The sequence below is a fragment of the Mycobacterium sp. IS-3022 genome, from assembly GCF_001500065.1.
In the GTDB taxonomy this organism is placed as follows: Bacteria; Actinomycetota; Actinomycetes; order Mycobacteriales; family Mycobacteriaceae; genus Mycobacterium.
In genome coordinates, this window is record NZ_LQIN01000003.1 from 119,131 (window position 1) to 140,261 (window position 21,131).

26 protein-coding genes are annotated in these 21,131 nt (G+C 65.3%); 16 read left to right on the top strand and 10 right to left on the bottom strand.

Annotated elements, in window-relative coordinates; genetic code table 11:
- The first annotated feature begins 10 nt into the window (after window positions 1-10).
- From AU188_RS04735 to AU188_RS04745, 3 genes are all read left to right on the top strand, one after another.
- Complete coding sequence (locus AU188_RS04735; RefSeq protein WP_059162574.1) at window positions 11-1,924, top strand: ArnT family glycosyltransferase; 1,914 nt, start codon at window positions 11-13, stop codon at window positions 1,922-1,924.
- Window positions 1,925-1,944: 20 nt separating this feature from the next.
- Complete coding sequence (locus AU188_RS04740; protein ID WP_082686492.1) at window positions 1,945-2,238, top strand: hypothetical protein; 294 nt, start codon at window positions 1,945-1,947, stop codon at window positions 2,236-2,238.
- Between the two features lie 156 nt (window positions 2,239-2,394).
- On the top strand, window positions 2,395-2,886 hold the full coding sequence (locus AU188_RS04745) for a beta-class carbonic anhydrase (protein WP_059162576.1): 492 nt from the start codon (window positions 2,395-2,397) through the stop codon (window positions 2,884-2,886).
- A gap of 16 nt (window positions 2,887-2,902) precedes the next feature.
- On the opposite strand, the gene AU188_RS04750 is transcribed toward AU188_RS04745, so the two are convergent.
- On the bottom strand, window positions 2,903-3,328 hold the full coding sequence (locus AU188_RS04750) for a PaaI family thioesterase (protein ID WP_059162641.1): 426 nt from the start codon (window positions 3,326-3,328) through the stop codon (window positions 2,903-2,905).
- 195 nt (window positions 3,329-3,523) lie between these two features.
- On the opposite strand from AU188_RS04750, the gene cysD reads away from it, so the two are divergent.
- The 4 genes from cysD to AU188_RS04770 are packed head-to-tail and all read left to right on the top strand — an operon-like array spanning window position 3,524 to window position 7,558.
- Window positions 3,524-4,459 carry a sulfate adenylyltransferase subunit CysD gene (cysD, locus tag AU188_RS04755; protein WP_059162577.1) on the top strand — a complete coding sequence of 312 codons (936 nt, stop codon included), beginning with the start codon at window positions 3,524-3,526 and terminating at the stop codon, window positions 4,457-4,459.
- Window positions 4,459-6,345: a sulfate adenylyltransferase subunit CysN gene (gene cysN / locus AU188_RS04760; protein ID WP_059162578.1), complete on the top strand. Its 1,887-nt coding sequence runs from the start codon at window positions 4,459-4,461 to the stop codon at window positions 6,343-6,345. Before cysD ends, cysN begins: the two co-directional genes overlap by 1 nt.
- Window positions 6,342-7,073 carry a 3'(2'),5'-bisphosphate nucleotidase CysQ gene (locus AU188_RS04765; protein ID WP_059162579.1) on the top strand — a complete coding sequence of 244 codons (732 nt, stop codon included), beginning with the start codon at window positions 6,342-6,344 and terminating at the stop codon, window positions 7,071-7,073. The genes cysN and AU188_RS04765 overlap by 4 nt, the downstream gene beginning before the upstream one ends.
- A gap of 8 nt (window positions 7,074-7,081) precedes the next feature.
- The gene (locus AU188_RS04770; protein WP_059162580.1) at window positions 7,082-7,558 is read left to right on the top strand and encodes an Rrf2 family transcriptional regulator; all 477 of its coding nucleotides are present in this window, start codon (window positions 7,082-7,084) and stop codon (window positions 7,556-7,558) included.
- Window positions 7,559-7,567: 9 nt separating this feature from the next.
- Here the strand turns inward: AU188_RS04770 and AU188_RS04775 are convergent, their stop codons facing one another.
- Window positions 7,568-7,960: a VOC family protein gene (locus AU188_RS04775; protein ID WP_059162581.1), complete on the bottom strand. Its 393-nt coding sequence runs from the start codon at window positions 7,958-7,960 to the stop codon at window positions 7,568-7,570.
- Window positions 7,961-8,015: 55 nt separating this feature from the next.
- Here AU188_RS04775 and AU188_RS04780 point away from each other — a divergent pair, with 55 nt between their 5' ends.
- Window positions 8,016-9,029 carry a nitronate monooxygenase gene (locus AU188_RS04780; RefSeq protein ID WP_059162642.1) on the top strand — a complete coding sequence of 338 codons (1,014 nt, stop codon included), beginning with the start codon at window positions 8,016-8,018 and terminating at the stop codon, window positions 9,027-9,029.
- A gap of 2 nt (window positions 9,030-9,031) precedes the next feature.
- Here AU188_RS04780 and AU188_RS04785 read toward each other — a convergent pair whose 3' ends face one another.
- The gene (locus AU188_RS04785; protein WP_059162582.1) at window positions 9,032-9,445 is read right to left on the bottom strand and encodes a VOC family protein; all 414 of its coding nucleotides are present in this window, start codon (window positions 9,443-9,445) and stop codon (window positions 9,032-9,034) included.
- 48 nt (window positions 9,446-9,493) lie between these two features.
- Here AU188_RS04785 and AU188_RS04790 point away from each other — a divergent pair, with 48 nt between their 5' ends.
- Both AU188_RS04790 and AU188_RS24830 read left to right on the top strand, forming a co-directional pair.
- A complete protein-coding gene (locus tag AU188_RS04790; RefSeq protein ID WP_059162643.1) occupies window positions 9,494-10,378 on the top strand; it encodes an LLM class flavin-dependent oxidoreductase in 885 nt (294 codons plus the stop codon).
- 137 nt (window positions 10,379-10,515) lie between these two features.
- Window positions 10,516-10,743, top strand: coding sequence for a hypothetical protein (locus AU188_RS24830; RefSeq protein WP_502687586.1), 228 nt, complete (start codon window positions 10,516-10,518; stop codon window positions 10,741-10,743).
- A 14-nt stretch (window positions 10,744-10,757) separates the two neighbouring features.
- On the opposite strand, the gene AU188_RS04795 is transcribed toward AU188_RS24830, so the two are convergent.
- From AU188_RS04795 to AU188_RS04810, 4 genes are read right to left on the bottom strand one after another with little or no spacing between them, the layout of a single operon-like run.
- Window positions 10,758-11,606 carry an oxidoreductase gene (locus AU188_RS04795; protein WP_059162583.1) on the bottom strand — a complete coding sequence of 283 codons (849 nt, stop codon included), beginning with the start codon at window positions 11,604-11,606 and terminating at the stop codon, window positions 10,758-10,760.
- The gene (locus AU188_RS04800; protein WP_059162584.1) at window positions 11,607-12,869 is read right to left on the bottom strand and encodes a hypothetical protein; all 1,263 of its coding nucleotides are present in this window, start codon (window positions 12,867-12,869) and stop codon (window positions 11,607-11,609) included. It abuts the gene before it with no gap.
- Complete coding sequence (locus tag AU188_RS04805; RefSeq protein WP_059162585.1) at window positions 12,866-14,023, bottom strand: sulfotransferase family protein; 1,158 nt, start codon at window positions 14,021-14,023, stop codon at window positions 12,866-12,868. The genes AU188_RS04800 and AU188_RS04805 overlap by 4 nt, the downstream gene beginning before the upstream one ends.
- Window positions 14,024-14,057: 34 nt before the next feature.
- Complete coding sequence (locus AU188_RS04810; protein WP_059162586.1) at window positions 14,058-14,501, bottom strand: nuclear transport factor 2 family protein; 444 nt, start codon at window positions 14,499-14,501, stop codon at window positions 14,058-14,060.
- A gap of 74 nt (window positions 14,502-14,575) precedes the next feature.
- On the opposite strand from AU188_RS04810, the gene AU188_RS04815 reads away from it, so the two are divergent.
- Together AU188_RS04815 and AU188_RS04820 are read left to right on the top strand one after the other, a co-directional pair.
- On the top strand, window positions 14,576-15,466 hold the full coding sequence (locus AU188_RS04815; RefSeq protein ID WP_059162587.1) for an SDR family NAD(P)-dependent oxidoreductase: 891 nt from the start codon (window positions 14,576-14,578) through the stop codon (window positions 15,464-15,466).
- Between the two features lie 149 nt (window positions 15,467-15,615).
- Window positions 15,616-15,858: a hypothetical protein gene (locus AU188_RS04820; protein WP_156426576.1), complete on the top strand. Its 243-nt coding sequence runs from the start codon at window positions 15,616-15,618 to the stop codon at window positions 15,856-15,858.
- Between the two features lie 18 nt (window positions 15,859-15,876).
- On the opposite strand, the gene AU188_RS04825 is transcribed toward AU188_RS04820, so the two are convergent.
- Window positions 15,877-16,422: a TetR/AcrR family transcriptional regulator gene (locus tag AU188_RS04825; RefSeq protein ID WP_059162589.1), complete on the bottom strand. Its 546-nt coding sequence runs from the start codon at window positions 16,420-16,422 to the stop codon at window positions 15,877-15,879.
- Window positions 16,423-16,610: 188 nt separating this feature from the next.
- On the opposite strand from AU188_RS04825, the gene AU188_RS04830 reads away from it, so the two are divergent.
- The 4 genes from AU188_RS04830 to AU188_RS04845 all read left to right on the top strand — a co-directional run bounded on the left by AU188_RS04830 (window position 16,611) and on the right by AU188_RS04845 (window position 19,776).
- Window positions 16,611-17,837, top strand: a complete 1,227-nt coding sequence (locus AU188_RS04830) for a cytochrome P450 (RefSeq protein WP_059162590.1) — start codon at window positions 16,611-16,613, stop codon at window positions 17,835-17,837.
- A 347-nt stretch (window positions 17,838-18,184) separates the two neighbouring features.
- Window positions 18,185-18,451 (top strand): hypothetical protein, encoded by a 267-nt coding sequence (locus tag AU188_RS04835; protein WP_059162591.1) that lies wholly within the window; start codon window positions 18,185-18,187, stop codon window positions 18,449-18,451.
- Window positions 18,452-18,586: 135 nt separating this feature from the next.
- A complete protein-coding gene (locus tag AU188_RS04840) occupies window positions 18,587-19,240 on the top strand; it encodes a DUF5343 domain-containing protein (RefSeq protein WP_059162592.1) in 654 nt (217 codons plus the stop codon).
- Window positions 19,237-19,776, top strand: coding sequence for a hypothetical protein (locus tag AU188_RS04845; protein WP_059162593.1), 540 nt, complete (start codon window positions 19,237-19,239; stop codon window positions 19,774-19,776). The genes AU188_RS04840 and AU188_RS04845 overlap by 4 nt, the downstream gene beginning before the upstream one ends.
- Window positions 19,777-20,121: 345 nt before the next feature.
- Here AU188_RS04845 and AU188_RS24835 read toward each other — a convergent pair whose 3' ends face one another.
- Window positions 20,122-20,481, bottom strand: coding sequence for an HNH endonuclease (locus AU188_RS24835; protein ID WP_082686483.1), 360 nt, complete (start codon window positions 20,479-20,481; stop codon window positions 20,122-20,124).
- 78 nt (window positions 20,482-20,559) lie between these two features.
- Window positions 20,560-20,793, bottom strand: a complete 234-nt coding sequence (locus AU188_RS04855; RefSeq protein WP_059162595.1) for a hypothetical protein — start codon at window positions 20,791-20,793, stop codon at window positions 20,560-20,562.
- Window positions 20,794-21,131: the final 338 nt, after the last annotated feature.

Here is a 21,131-nt window from a genome sequence, read left to right on the forward strand (position 1 = left end):
GAATTGATTCATGACGATCACGGCAGATGTGCGCCCGTTCACCACGTCGGAACCAGGCGCGCACGGGAACGGCCCGCAGCCGCGCTGGGTGCGGCCTGCGTTGGTGGCGCTGTTGACCGCCACCGCGGTGTTGTACCTGTGGGGCCTTGGCTCGTCCGGCTGGGCCAACAACTACTACGCGGCGGCGGTCCAGGCTGGAACGCAGGACTGGAAGGCGTGGCTGTTCGGGTCGTTGGATGTCGGCAATGCCATCACCGTTGACAAGCCACCGGCGGCGCTATGGGTGATGGTGCTTTTCGGCAGGATCTTCGGGTTCAGCGCGTTCGCCGTGCTGCTGCCGCAAGCTTTGATGGGTGTCGGTGCCGTCGGCTTGTTGTACGCCACCGTTCGGCGTTGGAGCGGCCCCGAAGCGGGCCTGATGGCCGGTGCTGCGCTGGCGCTGACGCCCGTGGCGGCGTTGATGTTCCGCTTCAACAATCCCGACGCACTATTGGTGCTGCTGCTCGTCGTGGCCGCGTACTGCACGGTGCGTGCCACCGAGACGGCGAGCACCCGGTGGATTGCGTTGGCGGGCTGTGCGATCGGCTTCGCCTTCCTGACCAAGATGCTGCAGGCATTCCTGGTGCTACCGGCGTTCGCGTTGGTGTTCCTCGTCGCGGCGCCGGTGGGCGTGTGGAAGCGCATCGGCAAGCTGGCGGTCGGGGCGGCCGCGATGATCGTGTCCGCGGGCTGGTACATCGCGTTGGTCAGCCTGTGGCCGGCCGACTCCCGGCCGTACATCGGAGGCTCATCGGATAACAGCCTGCTGCAGTTGGCGTTGGGCTACAACGGAATTGGCCGAGTCGTGGGCGGCGATGGGAACATGCCAGGCGGACCCGGCGGAGGTGGACCTCCAGCAGGTGGACCTCCAGGAGGCGCAGGTGGTGGCCATACCCTGTTCTTCGGTGGTGACCCCGGGATCGGCCGATTGTTCGGTCAGTCGATGGGCGCCGAGGCTTCCTGGCTGTTGCCCGCCGCGCTGATCGGCTTGCTCGCCGCGCTGTGGTTCACTCGGCGTGGCGAGCGTACCGCCGGTGTCCGTGCCTCGCTGTTGCTGTGGGGCGGTTGGCTGCTGGTCACCGGCGCGGTCTTCAGCTTCATGGACGGCATCATCCACCCGTACTACACGGTCGCGCTGGCGCCGGCGATCGCAGCGTTGGTGGGGATCTCGGTACGAGAGCTGTGGCGGGGCAAGGAGCTTCTGACGCCTCGCATCGTGTTGGCGGCGATGTCGGCCGCCACCGGCGTGTGGGCGTTCATCCTGTTGGAACGCACGCCGGACTGGTGGCCTGCCCTGCGGTGGATCGTGTTGATCGGCTCCGTCATCATCGCCGCGGTAATCGTGGTCGGTGCTCATCGACTCGGCCGCGCTACCGTGGTATTGGCTATCGCCGCAGTGCTTTTCGCTGCAGCAGCTCCTGCGGCGTACACCATCGAAACCGTCGCGAATGCGCACAGCGGCCCGATGGTGATGGCCGGTCCCAGGCGCGACGCCGCGCCGCCCATGGGCCCGGGTGGACCTCGGCCGGGCGGTCCCGAAGCGGACAATCCCACGCTCGAGCGCCTTGTCGAAGACGCGGACAACCGTTGGGCGGCAGCGACCATCGGATCGATGACCGCGAGCAGCCTCGAGCTGAAGACCGGGGCTTCGATCATGGCGGTCGGCGGTTTCACCGGCGCGGACAACTCGCCGACGCTCGAGCAGTTCCAGGGCTATGTCACAGACCATGAGGTGCGGTACTTCATCGCCGGCGATGGGCACGGCCCACCAGGGCGGCAGTCCGGCAGTGCGCATGACATCACGACCTGGGTGCAGGAGAACTTCGCCCCGGCCGATGTCGGAGGCACCACCGTGTACGACCTCAACTCGCCAATCAACAAATGAAACAACAGGAAGGAATCATCATGAAGTTCAAGCGATTGATCGCCGGGGTCGTCCTCAGCGGCGGGCTCGGCGCATCGGCTCTCGGTCTCGGCGCCGGCACGGCGGCAGCCGATCCGCCACATCCCGGACCCGGTCCGGGGTGGGTCCAACCGCAGCGGCCCGACGTCCGGTGGGAGGACCGCGACGGCTACAACCGCGCGGTGCGCGACCACCGCCCCTTCCAGTACCAGGGGCAGTGGGTGAACCCGATTTTCGACCAGGGCCGTCATGGCTGGGGCTTCTGGCTCGGCCCGATCTGGATTCCGCTGGTCTGATGAGCCCGACGGCCACCCTGTTTCCCCCGACAGGGTGGGCCGTCGCCCAGTTGCCCCAGCGTGCGGGTCTGCACACGACGCGCCGCCGAAAACCACTACCCTGCGCACGCTCGCGACCCCGGTGACGGCGCGGCCGGTCAGGCATAGGGTCGAGAAATGTCGGCCACCGATGAGTACCTGAAAAACAACGAGGCATACGCGAGTACGTTCTCCGGTCCCTTGCCACTGCCGCCGAGCAAGCATGTCGCAGTGGTCGCGTGCATGGACGCCCGCCTCGACGTGTACCGGATCCTCGGCCTCGGCGACGGCGAGGCACACGTCATCCGCAACGCGGGCGGTGTCGTCACCGACGACGAGATCCGCTCGCTGGCGATCAGTCAACGGCTGCTCGGCACCAAGGAGATCATCCTGATCCACCACACGGACTGCGGCATGCTGACGTTCACCGACGACGGCTTCAAGCAACAGATCCAGGACGAGACCGGCATCAAGCCCGAGTGGGCCGCCGAGGCGTTCGTCGACGTCGAGGAAGACGTGCGGCAGTCGCTGCGACGGATCGAGGCCAGCCCCTTCGTCACCAGACACGAGTCGGCGCGCGGCTTCGTCTTCGACGTCGCGACGGGCCGGCTCAACGAAGTCACCGTGTAGCCCCGCGCCCGGCGACCTATCCCACTTTGTAAGTCGCGATCGCCTTCGCCACAGCGTCGCCGCCGGGGGTCACGACGTCGACCTCGCAGTTGACCAATGTCCTGCCCCTGCGTAGTACCCGCCCGAGCGCGACGAGATCGGTGCCGCGAGCCGGCGCCAGGAACTGCATCGACATCGACGTGGTGACGCCGCGCAGTGACTCCGGCATCTCGGTCTGCGCCCACGCCGCGGCCATCACCGCAACATCGGCCAACGCCGCGATCGCGCCGCCGTGCACCATGTCGCCGACCGTCACGTTCGACTCATCCCACGGCATGCGCAGCCGGATCTCCACGCCGTCGAGTCGCTCGGCGACGATCCCCAGCTTGGCGACGAACGGCGACTGCGGAATGAACTGCGCCAAGACGTCGGGACCCGTCTGTGGCGGGGTGGTGGTGGTCATGAGGTCGAGTATCGGCGGTATCGGCACGGGATCAATTACCTCGCGGGTAAGGCCGCATCGGCGCTCACACACGCTTGAGCAGCAGCTCGCGCAGCAGAAGGGCCACCGCCAGTGCGTTGACATCGGACGCAACCGCGGTGTCTAATAGCGGCTAATGCTCATAAATATGGTCAATCCTACCAACTTTACGAGGAAATGATGACCGCCGTCACCACCACCGAAGAACTCCACGCAGGGCGCTACGAGCTCAGTCATCTGCGCTCCCTGGAGGCCGAGGCCATCCACATCATCCGCGAGGTGGCCGCGGAGTTCGAGCGGCCCGTGCTGCTGTTCTCCGGCGGCAAGGACTCCATCGTCATGCTGCATCTCGCGCTGAAGGCGTTTCGGCCCGGCCGGCTGCCGTTCCCGGTGATGCACGTCGACACCGGCCACAACTTCGACGAGGTGCTGCAGACTCGCGACGAACTCGTCGAGGAGTTCGGCGTGCGCCTGGTCGTGGCCAAGGTGCAGGACGACATCGACGCCGGCCGAGTGGTCGAGACGATCCCGTCGCGCAACCCGATCCAGACCGTCACGCTGCTGCGGGCCATTCGCGAGAACAAGTTCGACGCCGCGTTCGGTGGTGCCCGCCGCGACGAGGAGAAGGCGCGCGCCAAGGAGCGGGTGTTCTCCTTCCGCGACGAGTTCGGCCAGTGGGATCCGAAGGCACAGCGCCCGGAACTGTGGAACCTGTACAACGGCAGGCACCACAAGGGCGAGCACATCCGCGTGTTCCCGCTGTCGAACTGGACCGAGTTCGACATCTGGTCCTACATCGGCGCCGAGAAGATCAAGCTGCCGTCGATCTACTACGCACACCGCCGCAAGGTGTTCGAGCGCGACGGGATGCTGCTGGCCGTGCACAAGTACCTGCAGCCGCGCAAGGACGAGGAAGTCGTCGAGAAGATCGTGCGGTTCCGCACCGTCGGTGATGTCACGTGCACCGGATGCGTGGAATCGCGCGCCGCGACGGTCGCGGAAGTGATCGCCGAAACGGCGGTGTCGCGGCTCACCGAGCGCGGCGCCACCCGCGCCGACGACCGCATCTCCGAGGCCGGCATGGAAGACCGCAAGCGTGAGGGGTACTTCTGATGACTCGCACCACTGAGCGGCCCGCGTCCAGTGCCCGGCCCGCCGCGACGTTGCTCCGGATCGCCACCGCGGGCTCGGTCGACGATGGAAAATCCACGCTCATCGGGCGGCTGCTCTTCGACTCCAAAGCCGTCATGGAAGACCAATTGGCCTCGGTGGAGCGCACTTCCAAGGAGCGCGGTCACGACTACACCGATCTGGCGCTGGTGACCGACGGTCTGCGCGCAGAACGCGAGCAGGGCATCACGATCGACGTCGCCTATCGCTACTTCGCAACGCCCAAGCGCAAATTCATCATCGCCGACACGCCCGGCCACATTCAGTACACCCGCAACATGGTCACGGGTACCTCCACGGCGCAGTTGGCCATTGTCCTGGTCGACGCCCGCCACGGCCTGCTCGAGCAGTCCCGTCGGCACGCATTCCTGGCCTCGCTGCTGGGCATCCGCCACATCGTGCTCGCGGTGAACAAGATGGACCTGATCGGTTGGGACAGAGAGCGGTTCGAGAAGATTCGCGACGACTTCCATGACTTCGCCGCACGCCTGGACATCCACGACGTGACGACGATTCCGTTGTCGGCGCTGAACGGCGACAACGTGGTGACCAAATCGGACAACACCCCCTGGTACGAGGGTCCGCCGCTGCTGAGCCACCTCGAAGAGGTCTACATCGCCGGTGACCGCAACCTCGTAGACGTCCGCTTTCCCGTTCAGTACGTGATCCGCCCACAATCGTTGGAGCACCACGACCACCGCAGTTACGCAGGCACTGTCGCCGGCGGTGTGATGAAGGTCGGCGACGACGTCGTCGTGCTGCCCGCGGGATTGACGTCCCGGATCGCGGCGATCGAGGGTCCGGCCGGACCGGTCGACGAAGCGTTCCCGCCGATGGCGGTGGCGATCAGCCTGACCGACGACATCGACATCTCTCGCGGCGATTTGATCGCGCGGCCGAACAACCAGCCGAGAGTCACCCAGGAGTTCGACGCCACCGTCTGCTGGATGGCCGACGGATCCGCGCTGGAGCCCGGCCGCGACTACCTGATCAAGCACACCACCCGCACCACACGGGCCAGGGTCACGGCCCTCGACTACCGACTCGACGTCAACACGCTGCACCGCGACAAGGAAGCCACCGCCCTCAAACTCAATGAGCTGGGCCGCATCTCGCTGCGCACGCAACAGCCGCTGTTGCTCGACGAGTACAGCCGCAACGCGGCCACAGGCTCGTTCATCCTGATCGACCCGAACACCAACGGCACGGTCGCGGCGGGCATGATCCTGCCGCAGGTCACCGCGCGCACCTCGAGCCCCAACACCGTGCGCCACGAATCGCTGTGCAAGGCCGAGGACCGACTGAGCAAGGGCAAGACCGTGTGGTTCACCGGCCTGTCGGGCTCGGGGAAGTCGTCGGTGGCGATGCTGGTCGAGCAGAAGCTGATCGAGAAAGGCGTTCCCGCTTATGTTCTCGACGGTGACAACCTTCGCCACGGCCTCAACGCCGACCTCGGGTTCTCGATGGCCGACCGCGCCGAGAACCAGCGCAGGCTGGCGCACGTCGCGGCGATCCTCGCCGACTCCGGACAGGTGGTGCTGGTGCCGGCGATCAGTCCGCTCGAGGAGCACCGGGCCCTGGCCAGAAAGGTGACCACCGAGGCGGGCCTGGATTTCTTCGAGGTGTTCTGCGACACCCCGCTGGAGGACTGCGAACGTCGTGATCCGAAGGGCCTGTACGCCAAAGCCCGCGCCGGGAAGATCACCCACTTCACCGGTATCGACAGTCCTTATCAACGGCCGAAGAACCCCGATCTGCGATTGACTCCCGACCGCGACCCCGAGCAACTCGCCGAGATGGTGATCGAGCTGCTGGAAAACCACCGGTGAGCGATCACGAACTCGCCGCCCGCCTGGCCACGGCGGCCGGAAAGCTTTTGCTCGACGTCCGCGCCGAGCTGGCCGAAGCGAGCGCAGCCGAACGTAAGGCGGCGGGGGACAAGCGCTCTCACGACTTCCTCGCCGAAGCGCTGGCTGCCGAGCGTCCGGACGACGCCGTGCTCTCGGAAGAGGGCGCCGACGACCCGGTCCGCCTGACCGCCGGACGGGTGTGGATCATCGACCCGCTCGACGGCACCCGCGAGTTCTCCGAACTGGGACGCGACGACTGGGCGGTTCATGTCGCCCTATGGCAGGCCGGTGAACTGGTCGCCGGAGCGATCGCCCTTCCCGCGCAAGGCGTCACGTTGGCCACCCCCGCGGTCGACTCACCGCCCGCCGGTCCCGACAAGCCCCGGATCGTGGTCTCGCGGACGCGCCCGCCCTCGATCGCGCTCGCGGTGCGCGACGCCCTGGACGGCACGTTGGTCGAGATGGGCTCGGCCGGGGCCAAGGTCGCGTCGGTTGTGCAGGGTCTTTCGGACGTGTACGTGCACGCGGGCGGCCAGTACGAGTGGGACTCCGCGGCGCCGGTCGCCGTCGCCCGCGCTGCGGGCCTGCACACGTCCCGTATCGATGGCTCGCCGTTGATCTACAACCGGCCCGACCCGCTGCTGCCCGACCTGGTTGTCTGCCGACCCGAGCTCGCCGAGGCGGTGCTGGCTGTCACGCGTGATTGACTGGGCACATGCGCATGTCGGCCAAAGCCGAGTACGCCGTCCGCGCGATGGTGCAACTCGCGACCGCACAGGACGGTGTCCTCGTCACGACCGACGATCTGGCCAAGGCGCAGGGCATTCCGCCGCAGTTCCTCGTCGACATCCTCTCTGATCTGCGCACCGACCGCCTGGTGCGCAGCCATCGCGGCCGCGAAGGCGGCTACGAGTTGGCCCGGCCCGCGAAGGACATCAGCCTCGCCGACGTGCTGCGCTGTATCGACGGTCCGCTGGCCAGCGTCAGGGACATCGGCCTCGGCGACTTGCCGTACACCGGGCCGACGACCCCGCTGACCGACGTCTGGCGGGCGCTGCGGGCGAGCATGCGTTCGGTGCTCGAGCAGACGAGCGTGGCTGACGTGGCCGCCGATGCGCTACCCAAGCATGTGCGAAAGCTCGCCGACGACTACCGCAGTCAGGAGACCAAGCGCGGCCACTCGCTGAGTTAGCGTCGCGGGTCAGCCCGAACCGGATCCATAGGGCCGCGTGATGATCTCGAGGTAATGGCCCGCGGGATCCTGGAAGTAGACACCGCGACCACCGTCGTTGTGGTTGATCTCGCCGGGGCGCGAGCCATGCGGATCGGCCCAGTGCTGCAGACCACGCTCCCGAATACGCCCGTAGATCTCGGAGAACTCATCCTCGGACACCAGGAAGGCGTAATGCTGCGGGCGGATGTCCTCATCCGGGCCGGCTTGTGCGTAATCGAGGCTGGCGTCGTGGGCCAAGGACACCGCCAGGAAAGGGCCGAACTCCTTGGCCGGCGGCAGCCCGAACAGCTCGGTGAAGAACCTGGCCGATTCCTCGCGGTCCCGCGCGGCCACGATGGTGTGGTTGAAAGTGATGGCCATACCGGTTCAGTCAACCACCGTCGGCGCCGAGACGGCAACGTTGCACGATGTAGGCATGACGTTCGACTTCAGAGGCCTCGCCCAGCCCGTCGTCGTGGCGCCCATGGCGGGCGGCCCGTCGACACCCGAACTGGCCGCCGCCGCAACCAGGACGGGCGGTCTGGGTTTCGTCCCAGCCGGTTATCTGACCGCCGAGGTGTTCGCCGAGCGTCTCGACGCCGCGCAGCGGCTGGCGTCCGGCCCGGTGGGCGCCAATCTCTTTGTGCCACAACCCAGTGCGGGCGCTGCGGAAGCGATCGCACGCTACTCGGAAGCGCTGACCCGCGACGCTGAACGCTACGGCACCACGCTCGGTGAGCCGCGGTTCGACGACGATGCATGGGCCGCCAAACTCGACGTGCTGCTCGACATGCGGCCCGCGGTGGCGTCGTTCACCTTCGGTCTGCCCAGCGCCGACGAGATCCGGCGGTTGCGCGCGGCGGGTGTCACCACGGTCGGCACGGTGACCACGCTGGCCGAGGCGCAGCAGGCGGTCGCGCGCGGCGTGGATGCGGTGGCCGTGCAGGGACCGGCGGCCGGCGGGCACCGCGGCACCTTCGACCCGATCGCGCGGCCGTCGGATGTCCCCTTGGACGCACTGCTGGCTTCGCTGATCGAAAGCGTCGACGTGCCCGTCGTCGCGGCCGGAGGCCTGATGACCGCCGAGGACGTCGCCCGCGTGCGGCGCGCGGGCGCGGTGGCCGCGCAACTCGGAACCGCGTTCCTGCTCGCCGATGAGGCGGGCAGCAGCGCCGTGCACCGTGGTGCGCTGCAAGACGGAGAGTTCACCGAAACCGCTGTGACGAAAGCGTTCTCGGGACGTTACGCGCGCGGACTGCGCAACCGGTTCATCGACGAGCACGAGGCCGAGGCGCCGCTCGGCTACCCCGAGGTGCACTATCTGACCAGCCCGCTGCGCGCGGCGGCCGTCCGCGCCGGCGATCCGCACGGTGTGAACGTGTGGGCCGGAACCGGTTTCCGGAAAGCCAGGTCCGGATCGGTGGCCGACATCATGGGCACCCTGGTCTGACGTCACTTCGGGGCGGTCAACTCCAGCGCGATGTTGTCCGGGTCGCGAAACTCGAGGATGTAGGAGGGCCCGATGTCCTTGATCGGTTCATGGGCGACGCCGACCTCGTCGAGATGCCGTGCGGCGGAATCCAGTTCGTCCTTGCTGAGCAGGCGGAACGCGAGGTGGTCGAGTCCGGTGCGGTCCTCGTCGAAGCGGTCGGTGGCCGCGGGCCGCAAACCCACCAGCATGCCGCCGAGGTCGTAGATGACGCCGCCGCACAAAAACCTCAGCGCGTCGCGGGTGGCCGCGTCGGCGCCTTCGGGTAGCTCGAACAGGACGCGCCAGCCGAACACGGCTTCGTAGAACTCGCGCGACCGTTCGATGTCGGTGACGGTCAGGCGGATGTGCGCGATGGACGTGGTGGTGATCGCCATGCCCCTCATGCTGCCAGCCGTGCCAGAATCGCCGTCGTGCAGATCGGGATGACGATGCCGGTGATGGAACCCAACCTCGACGCCGACACGCTCAAGGCGTGGGCGCGGACGATCGACGACGGGCCGTTCTCGTCACTGTGTTGGGGTGAGCGCATTGCGTTCGACAATCCGGAAACCCTCACGCTTCTCGGCGCGCTCGCCGCGTGGACCGATCGGGTTCGGTTGGTGACGACGGTCGTGGTCCCACAACTGCACGACCCCGTCATGCTGGCCAAGGCGCTGGCCACCGGTGACATGCTCTGCGGAGGGAGGTTGACCGTCGGTCTCGGCGTCGGCGGCAGGGCCGAGGACTACCGCGCGGTCGGCGCGGACCCGGCTACGCAAACAATCCGGGGGATGGCCGACCGCGTCGCGGTGATGCGGCGGGTCTGGGCAGGCGAGAAGATCACCGAATCCGTCATCCCCGTCGGCCCGCGGCCTGTGCAGCCTGGCGGGCCGACGTTGCTGGTCGGCACGATCGGCCCGAAAACGGTTCGTAGCGCTGCGCAGTGGGCAGATGGGCTGGCGGGTACGACGCTCGATCTCGACGTCGACCGGCAGAATGACCTGTTCGACGTCGCCCGCACCGCATGGGCGCAGGCGGGTAAGCCCCCGCCACACCTGGCGACCTCGTTCTGGTTCGCGCTCGGCCACGGCGACGGGCCGCGCGCACAGATGCATCGGCATCTGCGGCGCTACATGAACTGGATCCCCGCCGACGTCGTCGACGCGATGGCGCCCACGACGGGATGGGCGGGCGGCGAGAACGAGCTGCTCGACGTGCTGCACCGCTTCGAAGACGTCGGCACCGACGAGATCCACCTCATCCCGACCAGCTCGGACATCGACCAGGTGCGCAGGGTCGCCGAGGTGGCGAAGGAGTTCACCCGGTAGCGGCCGGGGGGCGGGTGGCCGGTCGGGCGGCAGGGTGGCACGATGGAACTGTCGGGGAAGTCGTGAGCGCCTTGTCGTGTTGGACGCAACGGCAAGCGTTTGGAAGCGGCGAGGTAGTCAGCCGAGAGGAATTCACGATGACGATGACAACACTGAAGAGGATCGCAGCCGGGGCCGTGATGGCCGGGGCGTTAGGGATCACGTCTGTCGGTATTGGCGCAGGTCAGGCGGTCGCCGACGACGATTGGTGGTGGTGGGACCCGCCGTCACCGGGCCACTTCGTCCCGTCGCCGGGCCACATCTCTCACATTCCGGGTGTGCCACCGCCAGGCCACTGGGACAAGCCGTGGAAATGGGGCCACTGAGCCTCAAGTAAGCCTCACGACCCCGCAGCGGCGTCCTTAGGGAAGTTCACATCCTTCGTGACGGCTTCCCATTCGTCGATCGAGGCCGAGAACGCGGCCAGCTTGTCTCGGACCGCCTTGAGCGCGTCGCGGCCGAGCAGTAGCCGCAGCGGCGGTTCATCGAGCATGCTCACCATCAACACCGCCTCGGCGACTTTGCGGGGGTCGCCGGGGAGGTGGTTGGCGAACTCCTTGATCATGGTCTTGCGGGCGCCGACGTTCTCGTCGTAGTCGGTGATCGGGGTCGTCGATTCCCACATCGAGCGGGCCGCCCAGTCGGTGCGGAACGCACCGGGTTCGATCGCGGTCACCCGGATGCCGAATGGCTTGACCTCTTGGGCGAGGGCCTCGGTCAACGCTTCGAGGGCGAACTTCGTCGACGAGTAGTACGCGTTCGGCGGATTGGCCACCAGACCCGTCATCGACGAGATGTTGATGATGTGGCCCAAGTGGCGGGCGCGCATCTGGGGTAATACGGCCTTGATGGTGTCGACGACGCCGAAGTAATTGGTGTCGAACAGCTTGCGGACCTTCTCGTCCTCGCCCTCCTCGACGGCGGACAGGTACCCGTGTCCGGCGTTGTTGACCAGAACATCTATGCCCCCGAACGCCTCGGTCGCTTTCTCGACCGCGGCGGTGATCTGGGCCTTGTCCGTCACGTCGAGCGCGACGACCGCCGCGCGGTCACCGAAGGTCTCGGCGAAGTCGGCCACCGTCTCGGTGCGACGCGCGGTCACCACCACCGAGTGGCCCGCTCGGAGGGCAGCAGCGGCGATCTCGCGTCCGATGCCGGTCGAGCAACCGGTGATCAGCCAGCGGGCCATCTACAGTGTTCCTTCCGGTAGCCGGCGCAGATAGGCGGTCCGGCGGTCCGCCAGTTCGGTGGCGCGTTCTGCGGCCGACACCCGGCGCAGCGTCGGCACGTCCCTCTCCAGGTTGTCGAGTGCGACGACCCGGCCGCTGGCTCCTAGGTCCGGCTTCGGCCCCTCGTCGCCGAACTCGGCCATCCGCAACGTGAGAATGCCCTCGGTCAGACCGTCGGAGTCGATCCAGTTGGCGACACCGGGATCGGTCGGGGCGATGACATAGGTGTAGGTGCCGTCCTCGTTCGGCACCGACTGGGCCTTGTTGAGGCTGCCGGTGCGGTCGACGATGTCGAGCGTGGTGCCCCAGATGTTGCTCAGCGGGACGGTGAAGTACTCGGCGCCGCCGTCGCTGACGTCCACGACGAAGGCCTCGCCGGGATTCAGGTCGAACCGGCCCATCACGTAGACCTGGTTGCGCATCGCGCCGACCCGGTCAGCGGACCATGCGAGGTTGAAATGGTTCGGCGGCATCTTGTAGATGCCGTGGCTGAGCTTCCCGGTGAAGTTCGCGAAGTGGGCCATCATCGCCGCGGTGGCATCGGCCTGCTCGTCAACGGTTCGGGCCGGTTGGGAAACGTCAGTCGGCGGACCGCCCAGCCGTTGCACCGCAAGGTGATTCGGGTCATCGCGGTCCCAGTGCAACAGGACGTCGCGGATGTAGAACTCGTGTGCCTCGGGGGTGGTCTGCACGTGGTTGGGCCTGCCGTCGGCGGGTCGGGAGTCGACAGTGATGGTGAACGAGCCGTCGGCTTCGACCTCCATGGTGCGGCCGTTGAGCACCGCGACGGTGCCCATGTCGGCGTCCCACAGCGTGAAGTAGTTCTCGGTCATCCGGTTCTTGCCGACGCGGCCGTGGATCTCGTAGCGTTCGTCGCCGGAGATGGGGATGACGCGGTAGACGCTGTCGGGATTGTCGATGCCCCAACGTGACCCGGGTATCGAGCGGCCGTCCACGGGGTGCGCCAGCCGGGTGATGCAGCTGACGTTCGGGCGCAGCTTGTCCTGGTTGGAGGACCACACTGCGGCGGAGAACATCACCTCGGCGAAGGCGTCGTCAAAGCGCCCGCGCATGGCGTCGGAGGGCTTGGCCCGCCCGAGCCAGGTTTCGGCGACGCTGCGGTACGCCGCCTTGACCGTCGGGTGGTTCGTGAGCTCGAGTGCCGCCAGTTCCTGTTCGTGCTGCGAGGCCGTCGCAACGGGATCGCCGGTGAATTCGGTCATCGCGTCCTTTCCTGGGTTGCGCCGCAACGGAACCGGTCGTTGTAGGCCGCGAACCGCTCGTCGATCTGATCGTCGCTGAGGCCGTAGTCCGATGCCGAGTAGGGCGGCCGGGTGGGCTCCCGCGGCCGGTCGGTCAGCCACCGGCGCATCGCTGCCTTTGCGCGGGCAGTCAGTGGCACATCGATCGCGTCGTAGACCCGCGACACCTGAGCGATCGGATCGACGACAGCGTCGGCGAATTCGATGTCGGTGCACCGCACCGACTCGTCGCTCCATCGGGACCGGGTCGCCATGGCGCGGTCGTTGGTCCATCCCATGCGCTGCAGCCATTCCGCGCCGACGCGGTGGCGGTCCACCCGGTCGGCGTGCATCGCGTGAAGCGTCGCGTTGAGGCTCGCACCCGACGGGATGGTTTCCTTCGGGTCCCGGTGCATGTGCACGATGTGCAGGTCGGGGAAGCGAGCCCGCAACGTGTCCAGATAGCCAAGGTGGGCGGGCGATTTCAGCACCCAGCGGTGCGCTGTCAGGCCGGCCTGGCGCTTCTGCCATTGCAGGAACTGCAGCATGCGGTGCAGGTAGTCGTAGGCCGGGGTGAAGTCCTGCCCGTCGATCCACGACCGGTACGCGGGAACGTGTGCTCCCGACTCGGGCACATGCGACAGGAACGCGTCGGAGAGGAAGACGATCTCCTCCTCGGGTTCGCGCGCATACATCGGATGGATCGAGAACAACTCCGGTGCGTGCTCGCGCGACGTCGCTTCGCGCCTCTCGCTGATGGCGATCCGCGGATCCTCGCCGTCGGCGAAGTCGTAACCCAGTTTCGGGGCGACCTCGACGACTTCCCAGCCGTAGGCGCAGTAGAACCGGTCGTCGGCGGCCAACAGGCGCTGCAGCAGCGTGGTACCGCTGCGCATCATGCCGACCACCACGATCGGCGCGCTGATGACCTCCTCGGTGATCTCTGGATGCCGCCGGATCCACTCTTGGGCGCGCAACCGCATCCGCAGGCTGTGGATCACGCCCGAGCGCAGGATGTGTACGCCGATGTCGTTGAGATCGGCGCCGGCGTAGCTGTCGGCGAGCACCGCCAGCGGTTCGATGAAAGGCAGCGGCCCCCAATCCTCGAGGCCTTCCTTCTGCTGCGCGGCGGCCATCAGCCCGGCAGCGTCGAAGGGATGTCGCACGGGATCAGAACTTCAGGTGCGCGCTGGTGTCGCCGACTTGGTCGACATACATGGTGCGGCTGTCGAACCACCACGCGCCATCGATGCGGTGGAAGGTGTCGCGGTAGTGGCCGGTCACGATGACCTGCAGCGGCAGCTCGGGTGTCGCCTGGGTGACGCAGTAGTACGCGCTGCCGCGGGCGGTGCCGGCGTCCTCGTCGACGGATATCCGCACATTGGTGGTGAAGTGTTTGGTCTTCGGGGTGCCGTCGTCGTGGATGCGCGTTGCCATCTCGTACATCTGCCGGACCCGCGCTGTCCCTTCGAACACGGTTTCCGGGGGGCCGTCCTCCACCCCGTAGATGCGGCCGTGGGCGAACAGCGCTGCCACGCCGTCCAGGTCGCCCGCGTCGATCCGCTCGGCGTAGGCGTACACCAGATTCTCGATCTCGCGGGCGGCGTCGCTCATCGAGCGGTAGACAACCAGTCGCAAAGTGTCATGTCAACGATTCGGTGCGACGCGGCCGTCGCTAGTGTGCCGTTGTGACTATGAATTGGTCGCCGAGCCGGCTCGGCAATCTGAGCGGCAAGCGGATCATCGTCACCGGCGCGACCAACGGCGTCGGCCTTGCGACGGCGCGGACCCTGGCGGGTGCGGGCGCTCACGTGGTTCTCGCGGTTCGCAACCTCGAACTGGGCGCGCAACGTGCGGCGGAGATGGGCGGAGACACATCCGTGGTCAAGCTCGACCTCGCCGATCAGTCGTCGGTCCGGGCTTTTCCCGACTTGTTCGATGGTGACGTCGACATCCTGATCAACAACGCGGGCTTGGTCGCCCAGAGCCGAAGCGAAACCGTCGACGGCTTCGAGATGACGCTCGGCACCAACTTCTTGGGCCCGTTCGCGTTGACCAACCTGATGTTCGACCGGGTGCGGGACAAGATCATCAACGTCGGCTCCGATGCGCACAGGGCGGCGACCATCGCGTTCGACGACCCGCATCTGCGGTCGCGCAAGTGGTCGGCCTATCCAGCCTATGCGCGCTCGAAGTTGGCGGTGATGCTGTGGGGCCTTGAACTCGACCGGCGGCTGCGCGAGGCCGGTTCACCGATCACCAGCTATCTGACACATCCGGGGTGGGTCGCGTCGAACCTGACCAACGTGTCGGACACCCGGGTGATGGCCGCCTTCCATTCGGTGGCCAAGGCGGTGGCCGGCGTGCTCGCCAACGACGCCGACGCGGGCGCCGCGCCGACGCTGTACTGCATCACCGAACCGATTCCGCCCGGCAGTTACGTGGGGATCGACAGCAGATACGGGCTGAAGGGCGGGCCGACGTTGAGCGGCCGGGCAGCCGTTGCCTGCGACTACGACGACGCCAGAAGGCTGTGGGAGTTCGCCGAGAAGGAGACCGGGACCAGTCTGCCTGTGTAGCGGAGCGGGCGTCTACCTCAGCGGCGGGGCTCCGTTAGGGCGTCAGCAAACGGCTCAGAGCGCGTATCTACTTCCCTCGGCGTGCGACACACGCGTGGCTGAACTAGAATTCCAGGTCTCTCGGTGTTCCATTCGGGGAGGGATGTCCCGTGACCGAGCAAATTTTCGATATCAAAAAATTCGGCGCTGTCTGTGGGATGTCAGTCAGCTTCGTTCTCGGTGGGTTCACGTCTGTCGCCGCCGCTGATCTTGTCCCAGACTCTGGAACGTACGACGACAACATGGATCTCGAACAGGAGGAGTGCTGGGGCGAGGTTTCCTCACCGCCGGCCCCGTTCGAGGTCGGAGACCCCGAGTCTGCAGGCTGTCAGTATTCACGCACTTCCGAGTAGCGGGCAGGAAGCGATCCGTCAGTTGAATGCCGGCGCAATGAAACGCCGCACCAACTGGTGTTCCACGTCGTTGTCGCCGATCGGCCAGACGGCCAGCGACATGACGACGCGAACGATCCATTGAGCCGCCTGCGGGTCTTCGTCGGTTATGCCGGTGAGGTCGGCGGCCAGACGGCCCAGCACCGGCGACGAAGGAAGCTCGGTCAGATCACGACCGGCACTCAACCCGATCATCATTTGGCGCATCGGGTCCGATCGAATGTGTTCGAGTGCGACCGTGATTGCCGTTACCACTCGCTCCGCGCCACTCAAGTTTTCTACGGCGCGTCGGACCGAGTCGACGATGCGGGCCGCCAGGCGGAGTAGAACGGCGTCGCGGATCTGGGCTTTGCCCCCGGCGTAGCGATAGATAGTCGCCCGCGAACAGTGCACTCGTGCGGCCAAGGCGTCCATGTCGAAGGCTTGTAGACCGTCGCGCAGGACGAGGTCGGTGGCCGCGGCATAGATGCGGTCTGCGGCAGCCGTACGGCGCTCGCCGCCAAGGAGCCAATCGTCTCGGACCACGCTGATCGTCCTCTCGAATCCCCAAAGTCATATCGTCTCAGGGTTGAGACAAATTCGTCCGCAGATTTCAGCGTCGACGCCGGTCCAGCGTGCACCGTGAGACGGCCGCCGCGCGACGGCCGTGGCAGGGGTATCAACTTTCCCAGAGCTGGTTGACGCGCGTTGTCGACGCCGATCAGCGTGGAGAAATGACGTCGCGCGATGGTCAGCTGGGCATCGAGTTGTTCGATGACGAGTACATCCAAGATCCCTACCCTCTCTACCGGCGAATGTTGGCCGCAGCACCGGTGCATCAGATCGGCGATTCCGGGTTTTACGCGGTGAGCAGCTGGGATGCGGTCAACGACGCCGTCGCTCGACCCGACGACTTCTCGTCGAACCTCACCGCGACGATGACGTATCAGCCCGGCGGCGAAGTGGGCACCTTCGAGATGGAAGGGTTGGGCGGAAAGAGCCACGTGCTGGCCACCGCCGACGAGCCCGCACACGCGGTGCACAGGAAAGCGTTGCTTCCGCAGTTGGCGGCCAAACGTATCCGTGCCTTCGAGCCGTTCATCGCCGAAACAGCCGAGCGGCTTTGGAACGCCCATCTGAAGGACGGGCGCATCGAATGGATGAGCGCGATGGCAAATCGACTGCCGATGATGGTCGTGGGGCGCATCATCGGTGTCCCGGATGCCGACATCGACAAGCTCGTGCGATGGGGATATTCGGCGACGCAGGTGGTCGAGGGACTTGTCAGCCAAGATCAACTCACCGCTGCCGGCAACGCCGTGATGGAACTTGCGGCCTACATCACCGACCAGTTCCGGCAAGCCGCCGCCGACCCGCAGGACAACCTGCTGGGCGATTTGGCCATGGCGTGCGCATCGGGTGAGTACGAAGAGTTGACCGCGCAGGCGATGATGATCATCCTGTTCAGTGCGGGTGGCGAATCGACGGCGTCGTTGATCGGTTCTGCGGCTTGGGTTTTGGCGACTCGACCGGGTATCCAAGAGCGCGTGCGCGAGCAACCGGAGCTGCTCGGCGCGTTCCTCGAAGAGGTATTGCGGTACGAGCCGCCGTTTCGGGGCCACTACCGTCACGTCGTCAACGACACCACGCTGTGTGGAGTGGATCTTCCAGCGGATTCGCGCCTTCTGCTGTTGTGGGGAGCGGCCAACCGCGATCCGGCGCAGTTCGACAATCCCGACGAATTTCGACTGGACAGGCCGGCCGGAAAGAACCACATCTCATTCGGCAAGGGCGCGCACTTCTGCGTCGGAGCGGCGCTCGCTCGGTTGGAGGCTCGGATCGTGCTCGGTCAGCTCCTTGAGCGCACGGCGACGATCGAAGCGGCTGAGGTAGGCCGGTGGCTGCCGAGCCTCCTGGTGCGGCGCCTCGAACGGCTGCAACTGGCCTGCAAATCGGCGTAGTCCTAGCTGACACTGGTGCGGTCGGCGCCGAGACGAATAGCCAAAGGCCAGTCAGCGGGTGATTTTGAAAGTGCCCCCGGCAGGATTCGAACCTGCGGCCTTCTGCTCCGGAGGCAGCGCAGGCACGTTCACCGAGGTTCACGCGCTGTCATGAAAAGACTGTCTACCTGGCCTTTCTGCATCACCGACCATCGCCGCCCGTCGCACCGTTTCACGCATGACTTGTGACATCGTGTGTGACATCGAGGGCGTTGACCTGCGCGAACGACCAACTCTTATGGACGCGCGCGCTTCGTGTCTTACATTGCTTAGGCAAGCTATGCAATCGACAACGAACGGAGCACATCATGACCGCACCCGCGAACCTCTCCTCGAAGGACGTCGCCGAAGCCCTGGGCATCACCGCGAAGGAACTGCGCGTGTTCCTGCGCGCCGCCGGTGAAGGCCTGTCGTCGCGTGACGGCAAGTCGTACGTGTTCACGAAGGCGAACGTCGCCGCGATCAAGAAGGCCTACCCCAAGTGGCTCGCCGACCGCACCGCCGCACGTGCCGCCAAGGCTGAAGCGAAAGCCGCAGCCGAAAAGGCCGACGAACCCGTCGCTGACGCCTCGTAACGCCCCACGCTAAACGGGCCCTCAGTCGCGGACTGGGGGTCTGTTTTCTAGAGTGTCACGGCCTGTCACTAGCTAATTTGCGCCGCACTACGCGGTAAGGTCGTTTGTTCACCAAGGCAGCATGTAGGAGGGGATATGGCGGACGACGAACCCACATACACCACAACGACGGGCAAGTTGTCTTTGCTGCTGAAGAAGATTCGGGAAACCGGCATTCCGCCGAAGGCCAACACCGCTTGGCTGAAGAGCATGGGTTTCAATGGGGGCAACGACACCACAATGCTCAGAGTCCTGCGCTACATCGGTTTCATTGACGCCGCTAGCGCACCTACTCCTGCCTGGAGTGAATACCGAGGACGCGACCACAAGGAAGTGCTTGGGCGCGCGATCAAGACCGGTTACCAGGACCTCTATGCCGTCTACCCTGACGCTCACGACCAGCCCAACACAGACCTAGCTCACGTATTCAGCACAAGTACGAAGTCCGGCAAGGCTGTGGTCGACAAAATGGTCGCGACATTCAAAGCGCTCGTGGCCGAGGCCGAATTTTCCTCCGATGGCTCTGTGGCGTCGGCAAGCAACGATCAAGAAACTGGGGCGGCCACTAATGGGGCCTCGCAGGTCGCCAGTGCGCCGAGTCCGACCGTGCTCGCCCGCACCCCAACGGCTGCCAATGGTCTGACAGTAAACATAAATGTGCAACTGACCCTCCCCGAGGGAGCGGATGAGCAGACCTTTGAAGCGTTCTTCAAAGCCATGAAAACTCATCTCTTTCCGGATCCCGAGTGACCCTGGGGGTTGAGGAGTTTCGGCGCCGGGCTTCGAACTTCGAACGGGCAGCCCACGTCCTCCTTTCGACGCAAGAAGCTGCGCCCTCTCGGGTCGTCACGCTTAACGAAACGCGCAAGCAGATCACAATTCTGAACCTCAAGCAGACTGAGCTTCTCAACGAAGCGATGCGAGCTATGGAAGCCAAGCTTTACAGGGCCGCCATTGTCATGGCGTGGGCGGCGTTCGTCGATTTCCTGCAAGAGAAGCTTGCATCGGACAATTTGGTTGCCGTCCACACCGCACGTCCGAAGTGGTCCAACTGGACGACGCTAGATGACCTGAGGGAGAACGTTCCCGAGGCGCAGATGCTCGACGTGGCACGAGACGTCAAGCTCCTGACGAAGCCGGAAACGAAAGGCCTGCATGGCTTGCTGTCGAAACGTAACGAATGTGCTCACCCCAGTGGGTACGCACCTGGTCTCAACGAAGCTTTGGGTTACGTCTCTGAACTACTCAACCGAATCCCCAACATCAACAAGAAGTCGCCGAAGTAGCAACAGCATCGGAAGGTGCCTCATCTTGCGCACCTGACTCGCACGCTGACGCCCAACGCATACGTTCGCGAGTGATCGCACGTGACGTAACGCGCGGACGCCCACGGGGACGCACAGGGCCAGCGCTTGCCCACACGCGCGTATACCGCGCTTAATTCGAGGGTGCAATAGCGAGTTTGAAAGCGCATATGGCGAGGTGGTAGCCGGAATCGCGCATATACGAAGCCTTTTGAATTAAACTTTCGCAACTTGTACGCAGTCCGAGCGTCAAAGCCTCTACGGTGTCCGAAAGCGCAGGGTGGGGTGTCCCCCGCAGGGGTCATCCTCACGCACACACTCACAAACTCACGCTGGGTCGTGCCGGTCTTTCCTGCCGGGATGATTGCGGCGACGTGCTTCCTTGGTCGCTGCCTTCTTGCGGGCCTGACGTTCCTGTTGCTGCTCAGCTGTGCGTCGCTGGTGGCATGGTGCACACAGGCTGATCAGGTTGTCGTCGTCGTTCGTGCCACCCAATTCGATAGGCACTATGTGGTGTACCTCGACGGCCTCGCCCTCGCATCCCCAGTCACGGTCCTGGCACTGCCCATCGTCGCGTTTGAGAATGTGCGCACGAATTGCTAACCATCCGCGTCCTTGCATTCGACCTGTACTTACGTTGCGGCTCTGAGGTTTACGCCGCCTGTGCTGATGCTTGGTCATACCCATGCGCACACGTTACGACTGAGCGTCCAGCAGAAAGGCCCACGCTGTTTCGAGCGCAGGCGTTTCGTATGTGGGTGTGTGTTATGCGACGTACACGATGGCGAGGTCGGACACGTTGTACACGCGCACGTTGGGATCAGGGTCAATGCCATCGAGCAATGTCCACACAGGCGTCGTCACGTAGAAGTCGTCGCCCAACATTTCTTCGAGGGCTTCGCGTGCGGTGTCGATGTCGCCCGTCATGGCGAAGTATTCGTTGGGGTCAGATTCCTCGTCGTCAGACATCAGGAACGCGGTCGTGGTGTTCATCGTCATGCTTCGATTTTATAAGACTTCGCATCACAACCCAACAGCGAGATACGTGAATTCTGCCGTGGCACAGCATGTTCCAACCTACTCGTGCAGCGCGTGCGTGAGTATCTGGTGCTACGTCTCATGTTGCTACGAAGAAGGGCAATGCATTCGTCAAGGAAGAAGGAAACGAACACATTGCCCTTCGACGTCGGCGCACTGGTGCCAGTCAGTGCAGCACGAGGTTCAAGTTCGGGGAAGGCCCCGGATACATGCGCTGCCAGGCGATCACGTACCCGAGACCTTCCTATTCAATTGTTCGAGCAGCACGCCACATCGGCCTACGACTGCACCTGCTCGTT

Coding starts and splice junctions, on each gene's coding strand:
- AU188_RS04750 (WP_059162641.1), bottom strand. CDS start 3,328: ATGACCACCACCACCCCGCCACAGACGGGTCCCGACGTCTTGGCGCAG.
- AU188_RS04775 (WP_059162581.1), bottom strand. CDS start 7,960: ATGGCCATCACTTTCAACCACACCATCGTGGCCGCGCGGGACCGCGAG.
- cysN (WP_059162578.1), top strand. CDS start 4,459: ATGACTCGCACCACTGAGCGGCCCGCGTCCAGTGCCCGGCCCGCCGCG.
- AU188_RS04740 (WP_082686492.1), top strand. CDS start 1,945: ATGAAGTTCAAGCGATTGATCGCCGGGGTCGTCCTCAGCGGCGGGCTC.
- AU188_RS04835 (WP_059162591.1), top strand. CDS start 18,185: ATGACCGCACCCGCGAACCTCTCCTCGAAGGACGTCGCCGAAGCCCTG.
- AU188_RS04785 (WP_059162582.1), bottom strand. CDS start 9,445: ATGGCGATCACCACCACGTCCATCGCGCACATCCGCCTGACCGTCACC.
- AU188_RS24830 (WP_502687586.1), top strand. CDS start 10,516: ATGACGATGACAACACTGAAGAGGATCGCAGCCGGGGCCGTGATGGCC.
- AU188_RS04770 (WP_059162580.1), top strand. CDS start 7,082: ATGCGCATGTCGGCCAAAGCCGAGTACGCCGTCCGCGCGATGGTGCAA.
- AU188_RS04810 (WP_059162586.1), bottom strand. CDS start 14,501: ATGAGCGACGCCGCCCGCGAGATCGAGAATCTGGTGTACGCCTACGCC.
- AU188_RS24835 (WP_082686483.1), bottom strand. CDS start 20,481: ATGGGTATGACCAAGCATCAGCACAGGCGGCGTAAACCTCAGAGCCGC.
- AU188_RS04795 (WP_059162583.1), bottom strand. CDS start 11,606: ATGGCCCGCTGGCTGATCACCGGTTGCTCGACCGGCATCGGACGCGAG.
- AU188_RS04745 (WP_059162576.1), top strand. CDS start 2,395: ATGTCGGCCACCGATGAGTACCTGAAAAACAACGAGGCATACGCGAGT.
- AU188_RS04840 (WP_059162592.1), top strand. CDS start 18,587: ATGGCGGACGACGAACCCACATACACCACAACGACGGGCAAGTTGTCT.
- AU188_RS04780 (WP_059162642.1), top strand. CDS start 8,016: ATGACGTTCGACTTCAGAGGCCTCGCCCAGCCCGTCGTCGTGGCGCCC.
- AU188_RS04800 (WP_059162584.1), bottom strand. CDS start 12,869: ATGACCGAATTCACCGGCGATCCCGTTGCGACGGCCTCGCAGCACGAA.
- cysD (WP_059162577.1), top strand. CDS start 3,524: ATGATGACCGCCGTCACCACCACCGAAGAACTCCACGCAGGGCGCTAC.
- AU188_RS04855 (WP_059162595.1), bottom strand. CDS start 20,793: ATGACGATGAACACCACGACCGCGTTCCTGATGTCTGACGACGAGGAA.
- AU188_RS04805 (WP_059162585.1), bottom strand. CDS start 14,023: ATGGCCGCCGCGCAGCAGAAGGAAGGCCTCGAGGATTGGGGGCCGCTG.
- AU188_RS04830 (WP_059162590.1), top strand. CDS start 16,611: ATGACGTCGCGCGATGGTCAGCTGGGCATCGAGTTGTTCGATGACGAG.
- AU188_RS04735 (WP_059162574.1), top strand. CDS start 11: ATGACGATCACGGCAGATGTGCGCCCGTTCACCACGTCGGAACCAGGC.
- AU188_RS04790 (WP_059162643.1), top strand. CDS start 9,494: ATGACGATGCCGGTGATGGAACCCAACCTCGACGCCGACACGCTCAAG.